This is a genomic window from Metabacillus idriensis (assembly GCF_009674765.1).
Lineage (GTDB): Bacteria > Bacillota > Bacilli > Bacillales > Bacillaceae > Bacillus_P > Bacillus_P idriensis.
Window position 1 is genome coordinate 15,468 of sequence record NZ_WKKF01000008.1, and the last position, 20,785, is coordinate 36,252.

17 protein-coding genes are annotated in these 20,785 nt (G+C 36.9%); 1 reads left to right on the plus strand and 16 read right to left on the minus strand.

What is annotated here, in order from left to right:
• Positions 1-336: 336 nt before the first annotated feature.
• Positions 337-1,197 carry a YitT family protein gene (locus GJU41_RS18865; RefSeq protein ID WP_154319257.1) on the minus strand — a complete coding sequence of 287 codons (861 nt, stop codon included), beginning with the start codon at positions 1,195-1,197 and terminating at the stop codon, positions 337-339.
• Between the two features lie 370 nt (positions 1,198-1,567).
• Positions 1,568-2,440 carry an SDR family oxidoreductase gene (locus tag GJU41_RS18875; protein ID WP_070875614.1) on the minus strand — a complete coding sequence of 291 codons (873 nt, stop codon included), beginning with the start codon at positions 2,438-2,440 and terminating at the stop codon, positions 1,568-1,570.
• A 194-nt stretch (positions 2,441-2,634) separates the two neighbouring features.
• Here GJU41_RS18875 and GJU41_RS18880 point away from each other — a divergent pair, with 194 nt between their 5' ends.
• Positions 2,635-3,066, plus strand: a complete 432-nt coding sequence (locus tag GJU41_RS18880; protein ID WP_070875615.1) for an Rrf2 family transcriptional regulator — start codon at positions 2,635-2,637, stop codon at positions 3,064-3,066.
• Positions 3,067-3,295: 229 nt separating this feature from the next.
• Here GJU41_RS18880 and GJU41_RS18885 read toward each other — a convergent pair whose 3' ends face one another.
• From GJU41_RS18885 to GJU41_RS18950, 14 genes are all read right to left on the minus strand, one after another.
• On the minus strand, positions 3,296-4,480 hold the full coding sequence (locus GJU41_RS18885) for a levoglucosan dehydrogenase (RefSeq protein ID WP_070875616.1): 1,185 nt from the start codon (positions 4,478-4,480) through the stop codon (positions 3,296-3,298).
• Positions 4,481-4,515: 35 nt separating this feature from the next.
• Positions 4,516-5,694, minus strand: coding sequence for a substrate-binding domain-containing protein (locus tag GJU41_RS18890; protein ID WP_070875617.1), 1,179 nt, complete (start codon positions 5,692-5,694; stop codon positions 4,516-4,518).
• A 28-nt stretch (positions 5,695-5,722) separates the two neighbouring features.
• Entirely contained in the window at positions 5,723-6,547 is an 825-nt protein-coding gene (locus tag GJU41_RS18895) for a sugar phosphate isomerase/epimerase family protein (RefSeq protein ID WP_224771452.1), read from the minus strand.
• Positions 6,548-6,663: 116 nt separating this feature from the next.
• Positions 6,664-7,506 (minus strand): sugar phosphate isomerase/epimerase family protein, encoded by an 843-nt coding sequence (locus tag GJU41_RS18900; protein WP_070875619.1) that lies wholly within the window; start codon positions 7,504-7,506, stop codon positions 6,664-6,666.
• Between the two features lie 73 nt (positions 7,507-7,579).
• A complete protein-coding gene (locus tag GJU41_RS18905; protein WP_083328127.1) occupies positions 7,580-8,608 on the minus strand; it encodes a zinc-dependent alcohol dehydrogenase family protein in 1,029 nt (342 codons plus the stop codon).
• Between the two features lie 36 nt (positions 8,609-8,644).
• On the minus strand, positions 8,645-9,613 hold the full coding sequence (locus GJU41_RS18910) for a sugar phosphate isomerase/epimerase family protein (RefSeq protein ID WP_070875620.1): 969 nt from the start codon (positions 9,611-9,613) through the stop codon (positions 8,645-8,647).
• The gene (locus GJU41_RS18915) at positions 9,610-10,788 is read right to left on the minus strand and encodes a Gfo/Idh/MocA family protein (RefSeq protein ID WP_070875621.1); all 1,179 of its coding nucleotides are present in this window, start codon (positions 10,786-10,788) and stop codon (positions 9,610-9,612) included. Before GJU41_RS18915 ends, GJU41_RS18910 begins: the two co-directional genes overlap by 4 nt.
• A gap of 51 nt (positions 10,789-10,839) precedes the next feature.
• The gene (locus GJU41_RS18920) at positions 10,840-11,820 is read right to left on the minus strand and encodes an ABC transporter permease (protein WP_070875622.1); all 981 of its coding nucleotides are present in this window, start codon (positions 11,818-11,820) and stop codon (positions 10,840-10,842) included.
• The gene (locus GJU41_RS18925; protein ID WP_070875623.1) at positions 11,801-13,300 is read right to left on the minus strand and encodes a sugar ABC transporter ATP-binding protein; all 1,500 of its coding nucleotides are present in this window, start codon (positions 13,298-13,300) and stop codon (positions 11,801-11,803) included. The genes GJU41_RS18920 and GJU41_RS18925 overlap by 20 nt, the downstream gene beginning before the upstream one ends.
• A gap of 55 nt (positions 13,301-13,355) precedes the next feature.
• Positions 13,356-14,522 carry a substrate-binding domain-containing protein gene (locus tag GJU41_RS18930; RefSeq protein WP_070875624.1) on the minus strand — a complete coding sequence of 389 codons (1,167 nt, stop codon included), beginning with the start codon at positions 14,520-14,522 and terminating at the stop codon, positions 13,356-13,358.
• A 289-nt stretch (positions 14,523-14,811) separates the two neighbouring features.
• Complete coding sequence (locus GJU41_RS18935; protein WP_070875625.1) at positions 14,812-15,825, minus strand: LacI family DNA-binding transcriptional regulator; 1,014 nt, start codon at positions 15,823-15,825, stop codon at positions 14,812-14,814.
• Between the two features lie 261 nt (positions 15,826-16,086).
• Positions 16,087-17,472 carry an ABC transporter substrate-binding protein gene (locus GJU41_RS18940; RefSeq protein WP_070875626.1) on the minus strand — a complete coding sequence of 462 codons (1,386 nt, stop codon included), beginning with the start codon at positions 17,470-17,472 and terminating at the stop codon, positions 16,087-16,089.
• A 24-nt stretch (positions 17,473-17,496) separates the two neighbouring features.
• On the minus strand, positions 17,497-19,182 hold the full coding sequence (locus GJU41_RS18945) for a sensor histidine kinase (protein WP_070875627.1): 1,686 nt from the start codon (positions 19,180-19,182) through the stop codon (positions 17,497-17,499).
• Positions 19,179-20,726 carry a response regulator gene (locus GJU41_RS18950; protein ID WP_070875628.1) on the minus strand — a complete coding sequence of 516 codons (1,548 nt, stop codon included), beginning with the start codon at positions 20,724-20,726 and terminating at the stop codon, positions 19,179-19,181. The genes GJU41_RS18945 and GJU41_RS18950 overlap by 4 nt, the downstream gene beginning before the upstream one ends.
• Between the last annotated feature and the right edge of the window lie 59 nt (positions 20,727-20,785).

Below are 20,785 nucleotides of genomic sequence, written 5' to 3' on the forward strand. Positions count from 1 at the left end.
ATGAACAAAACTATACTTAGTATTCTTTTTTACACTATTGGCAGTTATGAGATTTTCAATTAAAGGATTTAAAACAAAAAGATCACCGTTAATTTACGAGGATCTTTAAAATTGCCTTGGAGTCATTATTTAATTAATAGTTTTATCGACTCATGATAAATAAAGGAATATCTTTGGGTTCAAGACTTGTTGTGATATTTTTTCTTAATGCCGACCCTTTGACCCTGTCGTTTACACAGACATTTATCAAACCTTTGCGAATTGGTTTATAATAGGTAATATACACACTTTCTATTCTCTAGTATCAAACAGGATGCTAAATAATGTAAGTAAATATTACGATTTATTGTTAGAAGGGTTGGCTCTCGGAAATATAAGCGACCTATCTATACCAGATGTTTCACAAACATAGGATGCCTCCATAATAGCTGATGGATCTGCTGATAAAACGACACTTTTTAATTTGGAAAAAATAAACCTGTTCGTAATACAATAAATAACCTTCTTTCTTTCCCCTAAAAAACCGCCTTCTCCATATAAAAATGTGATGCTGATATTTAAATAATTGATAATACTATCTCCGACTTCATCCGGTTTTTCTGAAATGATCATGACAGATTTCCCACGATTTAATCCATCTAAAACATAATTAATCATTTTTGTCACTATATAAAAAACCGCCAGAGATAGCATGGCTTGTTCCAATGAATAGATAAACGCTGCAATCGTAAATATGAAAGCATTCACTGATAATAAAAATGAGGCAATCGGAAATCGATAGTGTTGGTTAAACCAAATCGCCAGCATTTCAGTGCCATCTATTGCACCGCCAAACTTTACAACGATACCAATCCCAACTCCTAAGATTAGTCCACCGTATAAAACAATTAATACTTCAGATTGAGTAATAGGAGGAATCGATTTAAATAGTACTAAACCAACGGTAGTAATGATATTTGCATATAGAGTTCTAATGACAAAGGTTTTACCCACTTCTTTAGCTGTAAAAATTAAGATAGGAATATTTAAGCCCAAAAATACTACATAAATTGGTATTCCCCATAAAGCATTGGCCATAATCGATAACGCTGTTACACCACCATCTACTAGCCCGTTTGGTGCTAACATCGTTTCTAATCCAATAGCAACGAATGACGCCCCAAAAGTTAAAAAAACATACTCTACAAACTTTTTCATCATCTCACCTTTAAATATGTCTTATTATTGATTCCTTGCTATAAAACAGTTCAGCTAAAATCCTTTACAACACAGGAATATTATTTACCTTTTTCCAGATTGTACTCCTTTATTTCCTTTATGCACTGGATCTTGTAAATAAAAAGACCACAAGTCTTGACTTATTAAAAGTCTACTTGTGGCGGTTACAGCAGGCTAATCCTAATATGCAGACGACTCAATATTTAGCAGAAATCTTAAAAGAGCTTTATCATTCATCTGACTTAATCGCTTATGAAGAAGCTGAAAAACTCGTCAACTGGATAATAACCGACCTTTTCTCGTAAGAAGGTCGGTTTATCTACATGATTAATTTTTGGAATTATCTATTTTAGTTTGATTGAGAGTTTGCATTTACAATTTGTGTAAGTGCCTCTTTGATTGGAGTAACTGGGCGACCAAGAACTTTTTCAAAATCATTGCTTTCAATTTCAAGTGAACCATTTCGAATGCTTTCTTGAATTCCTACTACAATCGGAATGACAAATTCAGGTAAACCTAAGCCTTTCATTATTTCGGCATATTCTTCGTCACCAACTTGTTGTACAGGTATTTCTTTGCCTAATACAGCACCAATAGCCTTCACTAATTCTTCTTGAGTTAAAAGAGGGCCAGAAAGTTCATAAACTGTATTTTCGTTCCCTTCACCTAAAAGAACTGCTGCCGCTGCATCTGCATAATCTTGTTGTAGTGCCCAGCCAACTTTACCAGCTCCAGCAGAAGTTACCCATGGAGCTCCTGCCATAGCACCTTGAATGCTACCAATTTCGTTTTCCAAATACCAATTATTACGCAAGAAAGAATATGGGATACCCGTCTTCAAGATGGCTGCTTCTGTCGCAACATGAGGAGGAGCCATTAAATTTTTGCTTTCTGTTGCATTTGCGATACTCGTGTATGCAATAAATTTTATCCCTGCACGTTCAGCTGCTTGCACTGCATTTGTATGTTGACGAATTCTTGTATCATTATCACCATCTGCAGAAATAATTAATAAACGATCAATCCCTTTAAAAGCATCATCTAATGTTTCTGGATGGTCAAAATCACCTTTTCGAACCTCTACTCCACGAGCTCGAAGTCCTTCTGCTTTCTCAGGATCTCGAACACTCACCGCCAGCTCACTCGCAGGTATGGATGTTAATAATGACTCCACAACCTTAGATCCTAATTTTCCAGTTGCTCCTGTAACTAATATTTTCATTTATATTCCTCCAGTTTGATTTCACTTGTAACAAATTTGATTACATGTATTTATTTTAGTTACATGTAATCGTTTTGTCAACAGGTAAGATTCCATATATTATTTTGTTCGAAATTTGGTATAATAAACTTGTAATCAAATTAATTACACTTATAAATTAGTAAACAGATTTGTTCCAAAGGTGGTGACTGAATATGTCCATCAGCAGCAGATTCGCTGTCGGCATTCATATATTAGCTTTAATTGAATTAAATAAAGAAGGGATAACGTCTTCTGAATTTTTAGCATCCAGTGTGAACACAAACTCAGCAGTGATCAGAAAACTCATGGGAATGTTAAAAAATGCTGGTTTAATAGAGGTAAAACCAGGTGTTGCAGGGGCTAAACTCTCAAAAGAATTATATGATATTACACTGTTTGACGTTTATAAAGCAGTGAATGTAGTACAGGAAAAAGAGCTATTTAGCATCCATGAAAACCCAAATCCAAAATGTCCTGTAGGTAGGAACATCCAGAATACAATCGAACCATTGTTCACATCAGCTCAGTTAGCTATGGAGAAGATGTTGAGGAGCGTAACACTAGAGGATGTTGTGAAGGATATTGCTACGAATGAGAATAACTAGTAAAAAGGCATTCCAAAAATGGGATGTCTTTTTTAGCCGAGATTTTGACCTGGATTTGAGCAAGAATACCTGAAATATTCCCCACATCCCCCTAGCCAAGTATCCATGTATCACTCTTTGATATATGTTAAACTTCAACTAATACTTATTTTAGTACAATATAAAGCCCCACAAATAGCAGTGAAAAAACCGCCAGAAATTGATCCCTGACGGCCTTCGATGTGAAAAATTAATTTGTTTTTACAGGCGATTTTTCAAGATTCACCCACTGACCTTTTTCAGCTGATTCAAGAATCGCATCACTAATAACCGCAATTCGATATCCATCGTCAAAGTTAGGAGAAACTGTTGTGTCTTCCACAATAGATTTAATAAAGTCATACGCTTCAATAATTTTTGTTTCACCATATCCAATTCCTAATGCAGGAATTGGCCATAAGCCCTCACCGTATGGATGAGCTGGTCCAGTGTAAACGGTTCTGAAGCCTTTTGCATCTCCTGGATCGTCTGAGAAGCATACTTGAAGCTCATCACGACGCTCATAGTTAAAATAGATTGAGCCCTTATCCCCGTGAATTTCAAATGTCAGGAAGTTATTGCGTCCCCATGCATTACGAGTTGCTTCTATGCTTCCAACTGCACCATTTTCAAATTTGACTAATGTTGTGATTTCATCATCTACGTCTACTTTACCTTTAGGAACATCTCCTGCACTTTTTACAGTTCCTAATTTGTCTGCGCCGCCTGATTGAACTGGTCTTTCTGGGATCCACGTTTTTGATACGGCATTGACATCTGTAATTTCCCCAACTAAGTAGCGGGCAAAATCAATAACATGTGTACCAATGTCACCTAGTGCACCTGATCCGGCAATTTCCTTTTGGAAGCGCCATGATAATGGTGAGTTAGGATCTGCAGACCAATCTTGAAGATATGTTCCACGGAAGTTTAAAATGTTTCCGATTCTACCTTCTTCAATATATTTTTTCGCAAGTGCAACAGCTGGTGTTCTTCTGTAGTTAAAAGCAACCATATGCTTTACACCTGCCGCTTCTACTGCATCTAACATTGTTTTTGTTTCGGCAGCATCTCTAGCTAAGGGTTTTTCACAGATTACATGTTTACCAGCTTTTGCTGCAGCAATGGCAATTTCAGCATGTGAATTATTTGGTGTCACTATATCAATAATGTCGATCTCTGGATTTTCTACTACCTCTCTCCAGTTAGATGAAAAGTTATCAAAACCTAATTTTGCTGCTGCTTCTTTTGCAATTTCATCTGTCACGTCAACAAGCGTGTGACGATGTGGGACAGCAGGTGCCGGCCAAAAAAACATTGGCATTCCTGCGTAAGCAAGAGCATGTGCCTTCCCCATAAATCCTCCGCCAATCATTCCTACGTTTAATTTTTTCATATTTATTCCCTCCAATTATTTTGTCTTCTATTATTTTATTTTGCAGCTTCTTGGATCGTATCGGGAGCTTCTTTTGAATAAACAAGTTTCCAAGAATCTAATACATTATCCGGTGTTACTTTTAATGCTGGAACTGCTACATATGCAGGTGCTTCTTTTCCAAGCAAACTATATCCAGCTAAGATCGCTTCTGAGATTCCTTGATCATATGGAAGCTGTGCGCCTAAGCCTTTAATCATTCCATCTGATGCAATATCAATGGCAACTGTTGTTCCTAAGTCAATTGTTGTGATTACTAGGTCATTTCTTCCAGCTGTACGTGCTGCAGCTAATGCCCCTTCAGCAGGAACATCCCAAACGACAAACATACCATCAAGATTTGGGTTCTTTGTTAACATACCTGATGCGACTTTTTCTCCATCATTAGGTGCCACAATTCCCCCACGTTCCACAATTTTAATATCTGGATATTTTTCTGTTATTGTTTTCTCAAATGCTTCAACACGTTGTTTTGTTACAAAGTAATCTGCATCATGATAAATAACCCCAATGTTACCCTTCCCGCCTAATTCTTCTGCCATTATTTCGGCTGCTTGTACCCCATTACCATAGTTATCAGCGGATACAACGCTTACATAATCCTTACCAGCTTCTAAATTATTTGGCTTATTATCCATAAATACGACTTTTACTCCCGCATCTGCTGCTTTCTTAAATGCCGATGCTGTAGACACAGGGTCAACAGGGATTCCAACGATGATATCTGGATCTTTAGCTAATACTGTTTCAATATCAGATACTTGTTTTTCTGCTTTGAATTGCGCGTCTGTTACTGCTACTACTTCAATTCCCATTCTGGCAAATGTAGCTTTCAATCCTTCAATTTGTGCTGTAGCCCAGTCATTTCCAGCATAGTGCATGACAATGGCTGCTTTAAAATTACCTTCTATAATCTTTTGAACTTCCTCTTCTGTTAACTCCAATGTTTTTGCCGACACAGCCGCCTCTCCATCAGGACCTTTACTTAAGATTTCTTGATCAGGAATTTCCTGGTTAATGACAATAGGACCAGATGCTTCTGTTGCGACTTCTTCTGTTGAACCTTGATCTTGATCACTTGTTTCAGAGGTAGTAGAACTTCCTTGGCTGCATCCTGCAAGAAATAGCATTGTTGCTAACGAAACCATTGTTAAAATAGAAAATAACTTTTTCATATTTGAGCCCCCTAGTTTTGGACAACCCTTATATTGATTTAATAGATTCAAATTTTGTAAGGTAATTACGGCTAATTTCTGCTCCAGCTTTTGGATCATAGTAACTATCAAGCTCAACTGTTAGCCAACCATCATATTGAGCTTCTTCTAACACTCTTACCATTTCATCGAATTCTTGGGTTCCTTCACCTAATGGTAAAAACTCTCCATTTTGAAAATCCTTAAAATGAACATATTGAATACGATCAATATATTTTTTAATGACGTCTACCGGATCCCCCCCACCTGCTTCAATGTGTGCAGTGTCAGGACATAAGTTAATGACAGTTAATGGCATTAATTTATCTAATTGTTCAGGTGACTGAACACAAGTACCTAAGTGTGGATGGTAGCTTGCAATAAGGCCATATTTTTCAGCAATATGACTGACCTTATTTAATGCTTCACCTAAATCTCTGTAATCGCTCTCTAAAATACCTTTAGCTCTAACGGCTCCTCCACCAACAACTAGGTGTTCTGCTCCTAGAGTAGATGCTAGAGCAGCAACTTCCTCAATTTTCACTAATTCATCTTCTAAAATGTCCGGAAAGATAAAGTTCCCACCAGTATAAACTCCGATAAAGTCTAACGAATGTTTTTCAATCAGTCTTTTAAACTCTTCTTCTTTCCCTTTATATTGCATCAGATTTCCATCAAAAAGCTCAAAGCCCTGATAGCCTGCTGTAGCAATATCTTTCAACGCGGCCTCCGTTGAGCCATTTGCAAGATAGTATGCATCTTTTACTGACGTTACACCTGCAGGATGGCCAACTACGCCTCCCCAAGTGTTCGTTTGGTAGCCAAATTTCATCATGTTCCTCCTAATTCAAATGATTATATTGAACAATACTTACCTCTCTAAAGGGCTGAATAATGCAACTGTAGGCTTACGGTGGATTCTAACCATTATAGAATCCACCACCTTAGTTCTTAGTAGATTTCAGATATCTTTTGTTTTAAGAATTCAATTGATGTTTTTGCATACCAATCTGGTTCTGACTGTCTAGAATGGAAACCAACTTCCATTGAAAGATATCCATCATAATTAATGTCCTTTAATGCTTTTAACACAGCATCGAAGTCACATCTTCCTTGTCCTGGAGGAAGTCGATCATTGTCCGAAATATGAACATGGTGTAATTTTTCCTTCATGCGATAAACATAGTCACTAGGCACTTCATTACGATAAAGTGCATGGAATGTATCAAACATTACTTTCACATTATCCATTTCTGATTCCTCGGCTAAAAGAAGTGCATCATCAGCAGTTTCTATTAAATTACTATCAGCAGGAGTAGGTTCAACAACTAACGTTATGCCAAGATCTTTTGCATAATTTGCAACTTCTTTTAAACCTTTTAAGCTATAATTCCAAGCATCCTGCTGTGATGTCCCAAATGGTACCCATCCGGCAATCCACATAACAGTTGGACATTCCCAATCATGTGCTAATCTAACAACATCTTTATAATGCTGAATCGTAAATTCTCTTTCCTCTTTAATTGGTGAGCTTGGATTCATACCAGGTCCACCACCTGGAGCTGGTAGCATAGCTGAAACTTTTAAGTTCTTTTCTTTTAATAGATTAAATATTTCTTGTCTTCTCTCTGGTGATAAATAATCTGGCCAAGCATGAGGACTTGCGCAGCCAATTTCAATTGCATCGTATCCAAATGATGATAAACGATTTATTACTTCCTCTAGTGGATAAGATGGTACCCAAGCGGGAAAACTACTATAAACCCATGTATTGAAAGAAATGCCCTTTAACATCCATCATCAACTCCTATTTATTAGAGAATAGTAGGGTCCTGAAAAGAAATGTCAGTAACCCTCTTCTCTGTTTTCACCAAACAAACACAGCTTTTTCTGTTTTTCTTTCATCGAACATACGGAATGCATTTGCTGCTTCTTCAAGCTTGAACGTATGTGTGACTAGTTTTTCAACAGGTAGATTTTTTCTCACAATAAATTCTGTAATTTCATCAAATTCTTGAATTGGGAAATACCATGAACCCATAACAGTAATTTGCTTTCGAATTAATTGCTGGCTTGGTTTAATGGTTGTTTCTTTACTTTCACCGATGAACGCTACTCTTCCATGAGTCTTCACACAATCTAATGCATCATTTTCAGCATAAGGATTTCCAGAGCAATCGATTGCTGCATCAGCACCTGCTCCATTTGTAATGCGATTAATCTCTTCTTGTACATTTAATTCTTTTCCATTAATTGTGTAATCAGCACCTAGCTCTTTTGCTAATTCTAGGCGTTCATCAAGCATATCAACGGCAATAACAGTCGCGCCTAAGCCTTTTGCAATCATTACGCCAGCTCCACCCATAGGACCCATCCCAAAAATAACGAGCGTATCTTTACCAGATATGTTCATTCTTTTTTGAGCATGGTAGAGCGTTCCGACTGCATCCGTCGATACAGCGGCAGTAACAAAGCTCATGCTATCAGGTAATCTCATGCAATTTTCAGCTGGAACAACCATGTAATCAGCGTCACCACCGTGAGAGTCAAATCCAATACATTTAAATTCCTTACAGAACATTTTATAGCCACTCTTACAATGTGCACATTCACCACAGCCTAGTGCTAAGTAAACTGCTACGCGATCTCCTTCTTGGAATTTTGTCACTCCTGGACCTACACCTGTAATCACACCCGCTGGCTCGTGACCTGGAACCGTACAACCTGTTTTTGTTCCTTCAAATACTGACGTACCATAGTATAAGCTCATATCACTACGGCAAATAGCGGATGCTTTTAACTGAATTAACACTTCTCCCTGTCCAGGAGTTGGAATGTCCACCTCACGAATTTCTACTTTTTTATCTCCTGGGAAAAAAACTGCCTTCATTGACATTGTTGTTCGCCTCCATTGTTGAATTGTTTGCTTTTATTAAGCCCACCACATTTCAGTTAGCTCTTCTTTAAACATGGCTCCTTTTAATAGAGAGATTGCTTTTTTTAGACCTTCATCAGTCGAAGCCAGCATATCTTCATGCTCAATTGAGATCACGTAATCATAACCAACTGCTCGCAATGTACTAATCATGTCTTTCCATAATTTCTCATCATGTCCATATCCAACTGATCGGAATGTCCATGATCGATCTAAAATCTCACTGTAGTGCTTCGTATCTAATACACCGTTTACTTTTATGTTTTCTTTATCCAAATAGGTGTCCTTTGCATGGAAATGAAAGATCGCATTTTCACGTCCAAGCTTTTTAATCGCTGCAATTGGATCGATTCCTTGCCAAACTAAATGACTTGGATCAAAATTTGCTCCGATGTTATCCCCTGCATGTTCTCGTAACTTTAGCAATGTTTCAGGGTTATAAACGACAAATCCAGGATGCATTTCAAAAGCAACTTGAATACCACGTGATCTGGCAAACTTCGCTTCTTCCTTCCAGTAAGGAATCACCACTTCATTCCACTGCCAGTTTAAAACCTCTGTAAATTCGGGCGGCCACGAGCATGTTACCCAGTTTGGATTTTTTGCTTCATTATGATCTCCAGGACACCCGGAAAATCCATTTACAACAGGTATTTCTAATTTTTCAGCTAGGAGAACTGTTTTTCTCCACACCTCATGAGAATCATTGGCTAACTTCTTATTAGGGTGCAAAGGATTCCCATGGAAACTAAGTCCACTAATGGATAATCCTCTGCTTTCAATCGCTCTCATGAACGACTTTGCTTTTTCAGGTGATTGAAGTAATTCATCTGGATCACAGTGATGGTTACCAGGATAATTTCCTGTTCCAAGCTCAACTGTTTCTAATCCCATTTCCTTCACTTTATCTAGCATCGTTTCAAACGGGAGGTTTTGATAAAGTGGTGTAAAAACACCTAGTTTCATGAGTAGATCTCCTTTTCTTGCTTGACCTTCACCCATTTCTGCTGTTGGTGACTTTCTAAGATAGCATCAGTAATACACATTGATAAGTGACCATCTTCAAATGTGGCAAAGTTAGGCTTATCTGTTTTAAGACTTTTTTCTTCTCTAACAAACGTATAGAAGTTTAGCATCATATTTTTTAATGCATCAGGCCAGCCTTCATTATGTCCACCCGGATGATGAATGGCCGATTTTGCTTCTACCGAGAATAAGCTCGGATCTGCTAATAGAATTTCGTTTGGTTTATCGCGGTGGCCAATCCACAATTTTTCCGGTTCCTCTTGATTCCAAAATACTGAACTCTTACTAGCATCTATTTCAAAACTCAGTCTATTTTTTCTTCCCGCACTTACTTGTGAAACGGTGAAAACACCTCTTGAGCCATTCTCAAAACGAACCAGTACTGATGCATAATCCTCTGTATTGATGGCAACATCCTCATACTCCTGCTCCTCATGATTGACTGTGCTGAAAGTATTACTGCCAGACGTTGCTTTCTTTCTTACAGGGATAACCGTGGCAAGGTCAGCAAAAACTTCTACGATTTTTTTCCCTGTTACATATTGAACCGTGTCACACCAATGTGAGCCGATATCTGCAATAGCGCGGGATTCCCCCCCTACCTCTGGTGCTAGTCTCCAGTTAAAATCCGTTTCATATAATAACCAATCTTGTAGATAGCTTCCGTGCACCAAGTTGACTTTTCCTAGATCTCCGTTTGAAATCATCGCACGTAAATTTTGGACACTTGCATGCTGTCTATAATTAAAATTCACTCCATGAACAACATCTTTTGTTTTAGCTAGAGTCAACAATTCTGCTGACTCTTCGCTGTTCATTGCTAACGGCTTTTCAGATATCACATGTTTACCGGCTAAAATGATGTCCTTATTTATCGCAAAGTGAACATGATTTGGCGTACAGTTATGCACAACGTGGATCTCATCATTTTTAAGCATTTCGCGGTAATCTCCGTAAGCAAGTGGAATAACAAGTTCAGCAGCTTTTGTTTCCGCTTGCTCCTGGCTTGTTTCTGCTAAAGCAACCACTTCTACAAATCCAAGTCTTCTAATTGCTTCGATATGAGTTGGTCCAATAAAACCTGTACCAATAATCCCGACCTTTATTTTTTCCATGTTTCATCCTCCTGCTCTGTCATTTTCTTCTTGATGATTTCTTTTCTCTATTTATCTCTTAATTGCTTTTTTACCGAAAGCTACAGCTAAAATGATGATGATTCCTTTTATAATCATTTGCTGACTAACATCCAGCCCCATGATGATAAGTCCATTATTAATTGTCCCAATCATTAAGGATCCTATGAGTGTTCCAATAATTGTCCCGACTCCACCAAAAAGACTTGTTCCACCTAAAATGACAGCAGCAATAACAGAAAGCTCATCTCCTTCACCGAATGAAAATCTTCCTGCGTTCATACGCCCTGCATAAAGTAAACCCGCTAAACCAGCCATTGCACCTGTTCCTAAGAAAACGAGCAACTTAATTTTCATCGTCTTTACACCTGAGAAACGTGCAGCGCTTTCATTACCGCCAGTTGCTAATACTTGTCTTCCAAAAGACGTCTTACGTAGTAAAACATGAGCAATGATTGTAAAGACAACAGTCCATAAAAGTAATACCGGAATTGGCCCAATATCACCAGAACCAAAGATAAAGTTGAAATTTGAGTTAACAATTGGAACTGGAGCTGTATCTGTTACCCACATCGCAACACCTTTTATCGCTCCCATTGTTCCTAGTGTTACTAGGAAGGATGGAATTGCTACTTTTGTAACGAGTAAACCGTTAATTAGGCCAACAACAATACCTGTACCAACACCACCGATTAATCCGCCAATGATACCGTAGCCTGCCTGTAGTGCTAATGCCCCAACTAATGAAGATAAAGCGGCTATCGAACCAACGGAAAGATCAATTTCACCTGTACTGATAACAAATGTCATTGCAAGTGCCATTAAAGAAATGGTTGCTGTTTGTCTCACAATGTTTAATAGATTGCTTGAAGATAAAAACCCTTCATCATATAAATTGATAGAAAAGTAGATTAACACTCCTACGAAGGCAAAATAGACGATATAGTTACGCCATTCAAATTTCTTAAACATAGGTAATGCTGGTTTTTCTACTTTAGAAACCTTGGATTGCATATTGTAGATCCTCCTCTGATTTAATCTCAGTTCGTTGTAGTTCCTTTTTTATCTTGCCTTGATGCATCACAAGAACACGATCACTCATAGCAAGAAGTTCAGGGATTTCTGATGAAATGACAAGTATGGCCTTGCCGCTAATAGCTAATTCTCTAATAATGTCGATAATTTCTGTTTTTGCTCCAATGTCTACACCAATTGTTGGTTCATCAAGCAATAAAACGGTTGGGTTATTTGCTAACCATTTTGCAAGAACAATTTTTTGCTGATTTCCACCTGACAATAGGCCTGATTTTTTAAAGATATCATCCGTTTTAACATTTAACTTTTTGACAAGTTGATTGCTTATTTCATTTGCTTTTTTGTTATCAATAAACAATCCTTTGTTCACTTTAGATAAGATTGGTAGAATCATATTGTCTTTCACACTATGTTCTAGAACCAATCCTTGCACACGTCGATCCTCGGGAATTAATGCAATCCCTGAGTCTATTGCATCCTTAGCCGAATTAATTGAACGTTTTTGACCATCAACGTAAATTTCACCACTGTCTATTGAGTCAATTCCAAATAAGCAACGAACTAATTCCGTTCGGCCACTACCCATCAATCCAGCAATTCCTACTATTTCTCCAGGTTGTATTTTAAGATTAATATTTTGAACCTTATCTCCAGCGCTTACATTTTTCACCTCAAAAATCGGCGGTGCTTCTTTCGAGTATTCCCTCTCCTGATATTCAAAGGCTTGGTCAAATTCTTGTCCTACAATATGCTGAATAACTGTATCAAGATCAGTTTCACTACAATCCTCGGTTGTAATATATTGACCATCACGCAAGATCGTGATGCGATCACAAATTTCGAAAATTTCATCCATTCTGTGAGAAATATAAATAATCGCATAACCCTTTGCTTTTAATTGATTGATGAATTTGAATAATACTTCCGTTTCCGTTTGAGTTAACGAAGAGGTCGGCTCATCCATAATCAATATTTTCGCTTCCTGAGATAGTGCTTTTGCAATCTCAGTCATTTGCCAATAGCCAACTCCTAGATTTTGAACAACATCAGATGGTCTGATATCAACCCCAAGTTCCTTTAATAGAACCTCTGTTTTCTTTTCACATTCTTTATCATTTAAAAGCCCAAGTGATGTCTTATCTTCTCTCGTTAAAAAGATATTTTGGGCAACTGTAAGGGTTGGTACTAAGCTAAACTCTTGGAAGATCATTGAGATCTTATTTGCCTTTGCGTCATCAAAGCTTTTAATGCTTACAGGTTTTCCTTCAATTAAAATATCTCCACTATCTGCTGTATAAACGCCAGTAAGGATTTTCATTAATGTTGATTTTCCTGCACCATTCCCACCCATTAAGGCATGTACTTCTCCTTTTTTCACTGAAAAGTTGACCTGGTTTAGGACCGTAATACCATTAAACGCTTTATTTATATTCTTCATTTCAAGAATAGGTTGATCCATTGTTTGTTCACCTTCCTTTAGTTATAGAGGCTATAAGAACCTGATAGCCTCTATATTATTTCCATCCATCTTTCACAGTAGAAGGAGCTTCAACTCCATAAATTAATTTCCAAGCATCAAGAACATTTTCTTTTGTTACTTCGATAGCAGGAGAAGCAACATAAGGAGGAGCTTCTTTACCTAATAGGGCATATCCTGAAAGAATGGCTTGTGCTACACCTTGATCATAAGGTAATTGAGCACCTAGTCCTTGAACGATTCCATCAGATGCGATTGAAATCGCTACATTTGTACCTAAATCAACTGTTGTCACAACTAAGTCATCTCTTCCTGCTGTACGAGCCGCTGCCATAACACCCTCAGCTGGTACATCCCAAGGAGCGAAAATACCATCGATGTCTGGGTTTCTTGTCAGCATCGCTGAAGCAACATCTTCTCCTTTATTCGGGTCCGTTATTCCACCTTGTGCTACGATTTCAATGTCAGGGTATTTCTCTTTGATTGTTGCTTCAAATGCATCTGATCGGTTTTTGGTTACAAAGAAGTTAACATCGTGATAAACGATACCAACTTTCCCTTTACCACCAATTTTTTCTGCCATAATGTCCGCTGCTAGAGCACCGTTTCCATAGTTGTCACCTGAAACAATACTGATGTAATCCTTCCCTGCTTCAAGACCTTCTGCTGCTCCATCCATGAAAACTAGCTTAACGCCTTGTTCTACTGCTTTTTTATAAGCTGGTGCAGTTGATACTGCATCAACAGGAACAGAAATCATGATATCTGGATCTTTCGCTAAAACTGTTTCAATATCGTTTACTTGTTTCTCAGCCTTAAATTGTGCATCTGTTACAGCTACAATTTCAATTCCCATTTTTTCAAATGTGTCTTGCATTGCTCCAACAGCTGCATTCATATAATCTGTGCCTGAATAGTGCATAACAATTGCTGCTTTATAATTACCGTCCTTAATTTTTTGAAGCTCTTCCTCAGTTAACTGTAAAGATTTTGCAGAAACGGCTTGTTCACCATTTGGTCCTTTATCTAGAACTTCTATATCTGGAATCTCAGGATTTATTGTTAGGGGCCCTGATTCAGAGAGGTAATTTTCATTTTTTTCTGTGCTTCCTTCTGTTGTCTGAGCTTCTTCCTTATTTCCACATCCGATTATTACGCTAAAAACTAGTAACAATAACACGGAAAGTAATAAATTCTTTTTCATTTCATAACCCCCAAATTTTTCAAGTACTTTAATCTTTTGTAAGGTACAACTAACGTTTTTTACAACCACCTCCTTTAAAGTTCAATTGACGGAAATTTGTAATCGTTTACAAACCAACCGCAATTCGAAGCTATAAATTAGCGCTTCTTAACTTATAGAGAAAATGAATGAAATCTAATTTCTTTCTTTATTTTGTAATCCATTACATTTTCTTTATAAAAATAAACTTTTCATCCCTGTTTACTGGGTTTAAAAGTTATGAGTGAACTGATATTTGTAACCGATTACATTAAGCGTGTAATGATTTATTGATCTTTGAGCACGATTCTCTTATGACAAGACTGTCATCTAAAATATATTGAGTTTTCTCGATTTTCTTTTTATCCATTAGCATGATTAATAGTTCCATCGCTTTAGACCCTATTTCAAAAGCTGGTTGTGAGATTGTGGTCAAAGCAGGCTCGAAAATAGACGAAAAATGAATATCATCGAATCCTATAACCGAGATGTCCTCAGGTACTCTAAGGTTCATTGTTCTTATGGCTCTAATGGCACCCAAAGCCATTTCATCATTCGCTGCAAATACTCCTGTTGGCATTCTATTGAGGGCTAAGAACTTCTTCATTAAATTAAATCCGCTTTCATAATTAAAATGACCTTCTTGTACTAGTACTGGATCTACTGCTATGCTGTACCTTGCCATCGCCTGGTAAAAACCCTTTAATCGATCCTGTCCTAATACACTATCAAGTGGCCCAGAAATAGTTCCTATTCTTCGGTGTCCCAACTGAATTAAATATTCTGTGGCCTTTCTAGCACTGCTAACATTGTCAATTGAAATGGTTGGAATAGAAGAGCCTTCAATATATTCACAGGCTAGTACTACAGGAAATTCATTAGCCATTTCTTCGACAATCTCTGCTTTCATCTTTGCTGTTAATAAGATCATTCCGTCTGCTTTTTTCTGACGGAGCATATCCAAATACCGACTTTCCTGTTCACTATCATTCCCAGCATCACCAAGTAAAACTTGGTATCCGTTAGCAGATGCAAGATTTTCTATTCCTCGTAGAACCTTTGAAAAGAAAGGATTAGATATATCCGGAATCACAACAATCACTGTTTTAGTTTCTGACGTCCTTAGCTGCCGAGCTAAAACATTTGGATGATAGTTTAATTCTTTAATGGCTCTTAATACTTTGTTAATTGTTTCCTCTCTTACAGTATCCGGCTTACTTATGACTCTAGAGACTGTAGCAGTAGAAACATTTGCCTTCTTTGCAACATCTACGATTCTAACCATCTAAGACTCTCTTTTCTATTAACTTATTAATGCGGAATTGTAAACGCAATCATTTTCGTATAGAAGTAATGTATTGCTTGTTTACTTCTTAGTTATATCTTACCGGTTATTGAAAATCGAAAATACATGGTTAAATTAATTTTTCACCATGCATTTTTAGTGTAGATGAAGGGATGAGTGTTTACACTTTCTCGGTTGGAAATTATAGGTTTTAAACAACAAAAAACCCACAGAAATCTGAGGGTCAAGGAAAAATTTTAATTATCTCAACAAATTATTTACAGCCTCATCAGCCTTCGTTAATGCTTCTTCAACTGACATTTCCCCTAGTTGGGCATCGTGTAAATAACCGGTTACAACACTTTCCCATTGTTCTTCCTGTGGGAAAAATGGACGAGCTTTTGCTGTCTTCATTGCTTCATTTACTGCTTCGTATCGGCGAAATTTCTTAACATCAGTTCCCGCAACTTCCACTTGCTTAAGAGTTGGAACTAAATAGGAAGAGAATCGGACTGGATCTCCCCCACCCATCTGAGCTTGTCTGACATCATTTTGTTTACTTTCTAACCAAACCATAAATTTAAACGCTTCTTCTGGATACTTTGACGTTCTAGGAATAACAATTGACCAGCCAGCAAGATGTGGAACAGATGCTTTCATTGCAGGCGTTTGGACAAATTCCCATTGGCCAACAGTATTAGAATTGGCCCGATCGTCTACCTTATCAGCTGCCCAAGACCAGTGAATAGCCATTGCAACGTTTCCTTCAGAAGCATCAGCTGATACTTCTGAAAAGGTATAATCATTTATACCTGGAGGAGAAAATTGCAGTAGGTCAATCCACGTCTTTGTCGCCTCTATGACTTCTGGAGTTGATAATGATGAGGTCATCTTATTCCAATCAATGACATCTCCGCCGTTAGAATAGACAAATGTTAACCATGTATGCACATTGCCGAACCCTTCACTAGCTTGTCCAGCCCAGCCATAAATTTTTTTCCCGTTCACCATTTTTCCATTAAAAAATTTAGCCACATCACGAAATTGTTGCATTTTTTTGGGTGGAGATAAGTCATACCCGTATATCCCTTTAAACTCTGATTTCAGTTTTTCATCCTCAAATAAATCGGATCGGTACCAAAGGATATGAGGGTGTATCGTCTGTGGCAATCCATATATATTGCCGCCCTCACCATATCCACCGTTTTCTCCATTCCATTGTGTAAGAGCTAGTGCTCTTGGCAAAAAATCTTCCGTATATACTTTGTTTTTTTCTATATAGGTTTCTAAGGGTAGTAAGCTATTTGTAGAGACTAGTTCCGGCACCCAGTTGTAATCAACATTAAAAAGGTCATAATTAGCATTACCAGCGATCGAAAGAGCTAATTTTTGAAAAATCATGTCACGCCCAACTAACTCAATATTGACAGATACTCCTGTTTCGTTCTCATATTCTTCCGCTAACTTTTGGGTTACCTCTCCCCATGTCGTATTAAGAAAAACACCATTTAAGGATATCTGTTCTTTCACTTCGACTTCTTTATTTTCTTCTATAGCCTCTTCTTGCTTTCTTAATTGTTGACTGCAAGCGGTTAAAATAATAGAACTCACAATAATAAAAATCAAGAGAGTATAGTGCTTAGTCAATTATCTCCCCCCTTTAGCTAATTATTATTCCTCATGTACTGGATGCCGCACGATCACTCTAAAGCCTTCATGATGCTCTTCATCAACTTTTATTCCATACTCAGTTCCAAAATGAAGTTGAAGTCGTTTATGAACATTTTTTAATCCAATTCCATGATGCACATGATTTGAATTTCTTTCTTTGTCCAATTTGTTACTATTCAGTCCTGGTCCATTATCTTCAATAATAAAGATAATGTCCTGTTCAATGCGTTTAACTTTTAACAGAATTTTCCCCTTACCTTCTGGCAAGTTACTAATTCCATGCTTAATACAATTTTCTACGATTGGCTGAAGGATTAACTTAATTACTTTTAATTTTAAAATCGTTGGATCTACCTGAACAAATACCTTAAATGAACGATTACTTCTTAGTTTTTCAATGTCTAAATAATTCTTAGCATGCTCAATTTCTCTTTCAACCGTTGTCCATTCGTTATTATTATTTAAACTGAATCGAAGTAAGTTAGCTAATTTCGTTACCATTAGTGCAATATTTTTTTCATCTACCTTTTCTGCTCTCCACTTAATTGCATCTAATGTATTATAGAAAAAATGTGGATTTATTTGATGATTTAATGTTTGAAGCTCAAAATTTCGCTTATCTGATTCCATCTTTTTTGTTTGTACAATAAGTTCAGACATTCCAGTAATCATTTGGTTAAACCCGCCAACAAGCTGACCAATCTCATCTTTTCTAGACCTTTCCATTCGGAAATGCTTCAATACTCCACTTCGTACTTTTTCCATATGTGAGACGAGATCCTTAATAGGTAATGTAAAATTACGAACAATAATAACAAGATAGGTCGAAATAATGAATATACTGGTTATTACAAGCCACAAAGTAAAGTTTTTTATTTGTTCAATATTTCCTGTAATCTCTTTGTTTGGCAGGGCAGTGATTAGTTTCCATCCCTGCTTATTTAATTGAGTTTCAGCTGTATTCCAATCCTCTTCTGGTACAAATTTTTCATTATAAAGCATTGAGTTTTCATTTGAAATAATGTTCTTATCTTGATCAACAATTAATGTTTTATAGTTTTTAAAAGAAGAAGGGAAGGTTAATTCCTCACGAACAAATGAATCAGGAATTTTTAAAACAATAACACCAAGTGGTTCGTAATAATAGGATGAACGAACCGCTCTTATATAAGTAAAAACTGGCTTCTTTGAAGATTCATCCCAATAATGGTACCAAACCCCTTTTTCTTTCAAATCAAAGGCTTTTAACATCAATTCCGTACTTGGCTTAAAATCATTTCCATTTATTAGCTCCAAATAATTTGGATAATCCTTCATTTGTTTTGGAAAGACATATACTCCGTACGTCCCTTTTAACTGGGCAATAAGTTGACTGATCCGATTGATAAAAGCTTTTTCTTCTTCATAAGATGTTGGCGGATGACTTTGCAATAGCTTCTGTAACTGGATGGATGTCACCATTTTTTCTGATTCAACTTCTGCATCTTTTAATAAACGATTAACCTGCTTTTTATTCAATTCTATATTGTCTTGAAGAAGCTTAGAGGTAACCGTTTCTAACTGAGACTTAGATCGATCATATGATAAATAACCTAACAATGCTAATGGAATAATGATGGATAAGGCAATAAAGACAAACATTTTGTTAAATAAATTATCTTCTATTCTTACCTTTCTAAATTTCATTTTCCGTACCTATACTCTTTGGGTGTTTGACTTGTTCTTTTTTTAAAAATAGTACCGAAATGCTGTAGATTTTGATAGCCTACAGATTCCGCTATCTCATATACTTTCATACTTGTTTCTCTTAGGAGTGTTTTCGCTTTGTTAATCCTCGTCTCTGTTAAAAAATCCATATATGTTTGTCCAGTTACTTTTTTAAACAACTGACTTAGCCAAACCGGATGTAAGGATAGCTCGTCTGCGATTATTTGTAAGCTCAAATCCTCCATGTAACTAGAATGAATCATTTGAATGGCTCTTTCAATGATTGAATTGGTAGCATGTGTTGAAACCTCATGACCCACACTCGTTAAATACTCAGATAAGACCTCTTCATATTCTTCTAATGTGGTACATTCATCAACCTTTTCCCATACACTCATTGGAATATCTTTAAGCTCCTTTGAGGTTTGTTCACTTATACTTGCAAGGATTTGTGACAAGTAGTTTAATGTTTTTCGTGTGATATCGTCTCTTGATCCAAGACCATCAAGTAATATGACCTGTTGAAAGAAAACCTTTAACACTTGGCGAATGCTATCTTCATCCCTATTTATTACTAATGATGCTAAATGGCTAGCAGCGGTAAGATCTGTAGACATCAGATGATCAGTTTTTGCAAAGTCCTCGCGATTCGTTAAAGAGCTTATTTGAAATTCTTTTAGTGTAGAGCTGTAAGCTGCATGCATCTCCTCAAATGACGATACTTTTGTGCTAATGCCTATTGCTAACTCGATATTTTGATATTCCTTTACCTCTTTGTGAATGGACCTAGCTATTTCCTCAGAATCTTCAATATTTGTTAATAATACCCATCGATTTTTAGGGTCTTTAAAAAGGAGTGAGTGCATATGATCTCGGATAACATCTTGCATAATATTTCCTATCACAAAAGTCTTTAAGTGATTTTCTTCTGTAAAAGGTTTCCCGTCAGGATAGCCCTTTACATCAAAAATAAGGAGTGAGAAGGATTTATTCGCTATCCAATCAATATTCCATAAACACAGTCTATGATAGAGATGTTCCTCAAGAGGTGTTCTTTTCAAACAAAATTCGACTAAATAGTTATCCCTCATAGAACGTGTTCCAATCTCTTCAAATGACTTCTGCTGCTCAGTATACTGAAGTTGTTCTTTTTCCTCTTTTATCATTGAAAGAGTCCTGTTTACTTTTTCTGTAAACTCCTTTGTGCTATATGGTTTCAATAAATAATCAACTGCACCGAACCGTATACTTCTCCTTGCATAATCAAAATCACCGAAACCGCTTACAACTATAACCTTTGGTTGGTAGTCACTATTTACAACCTCTTCAACTAAATCAAGACCAGATATACCAGGAAGCATAATATCAGTAATAATTAGTTCAGGATAGTGTTTAAAAATGACCTCTCTTGCATCTTCCGCATTATTTGAAGTATGCAATTCTACTTCAACATTTAGAGAATCAATAGCCTTTTTCATTCCCATTAAGGAATCTGGCTCATCTTCAATTAATAACAACCTCAATCTTTTACCCCTCCATTCAGTGGGAAATTACATATATATTAACTAGAACCGTTTTAGTG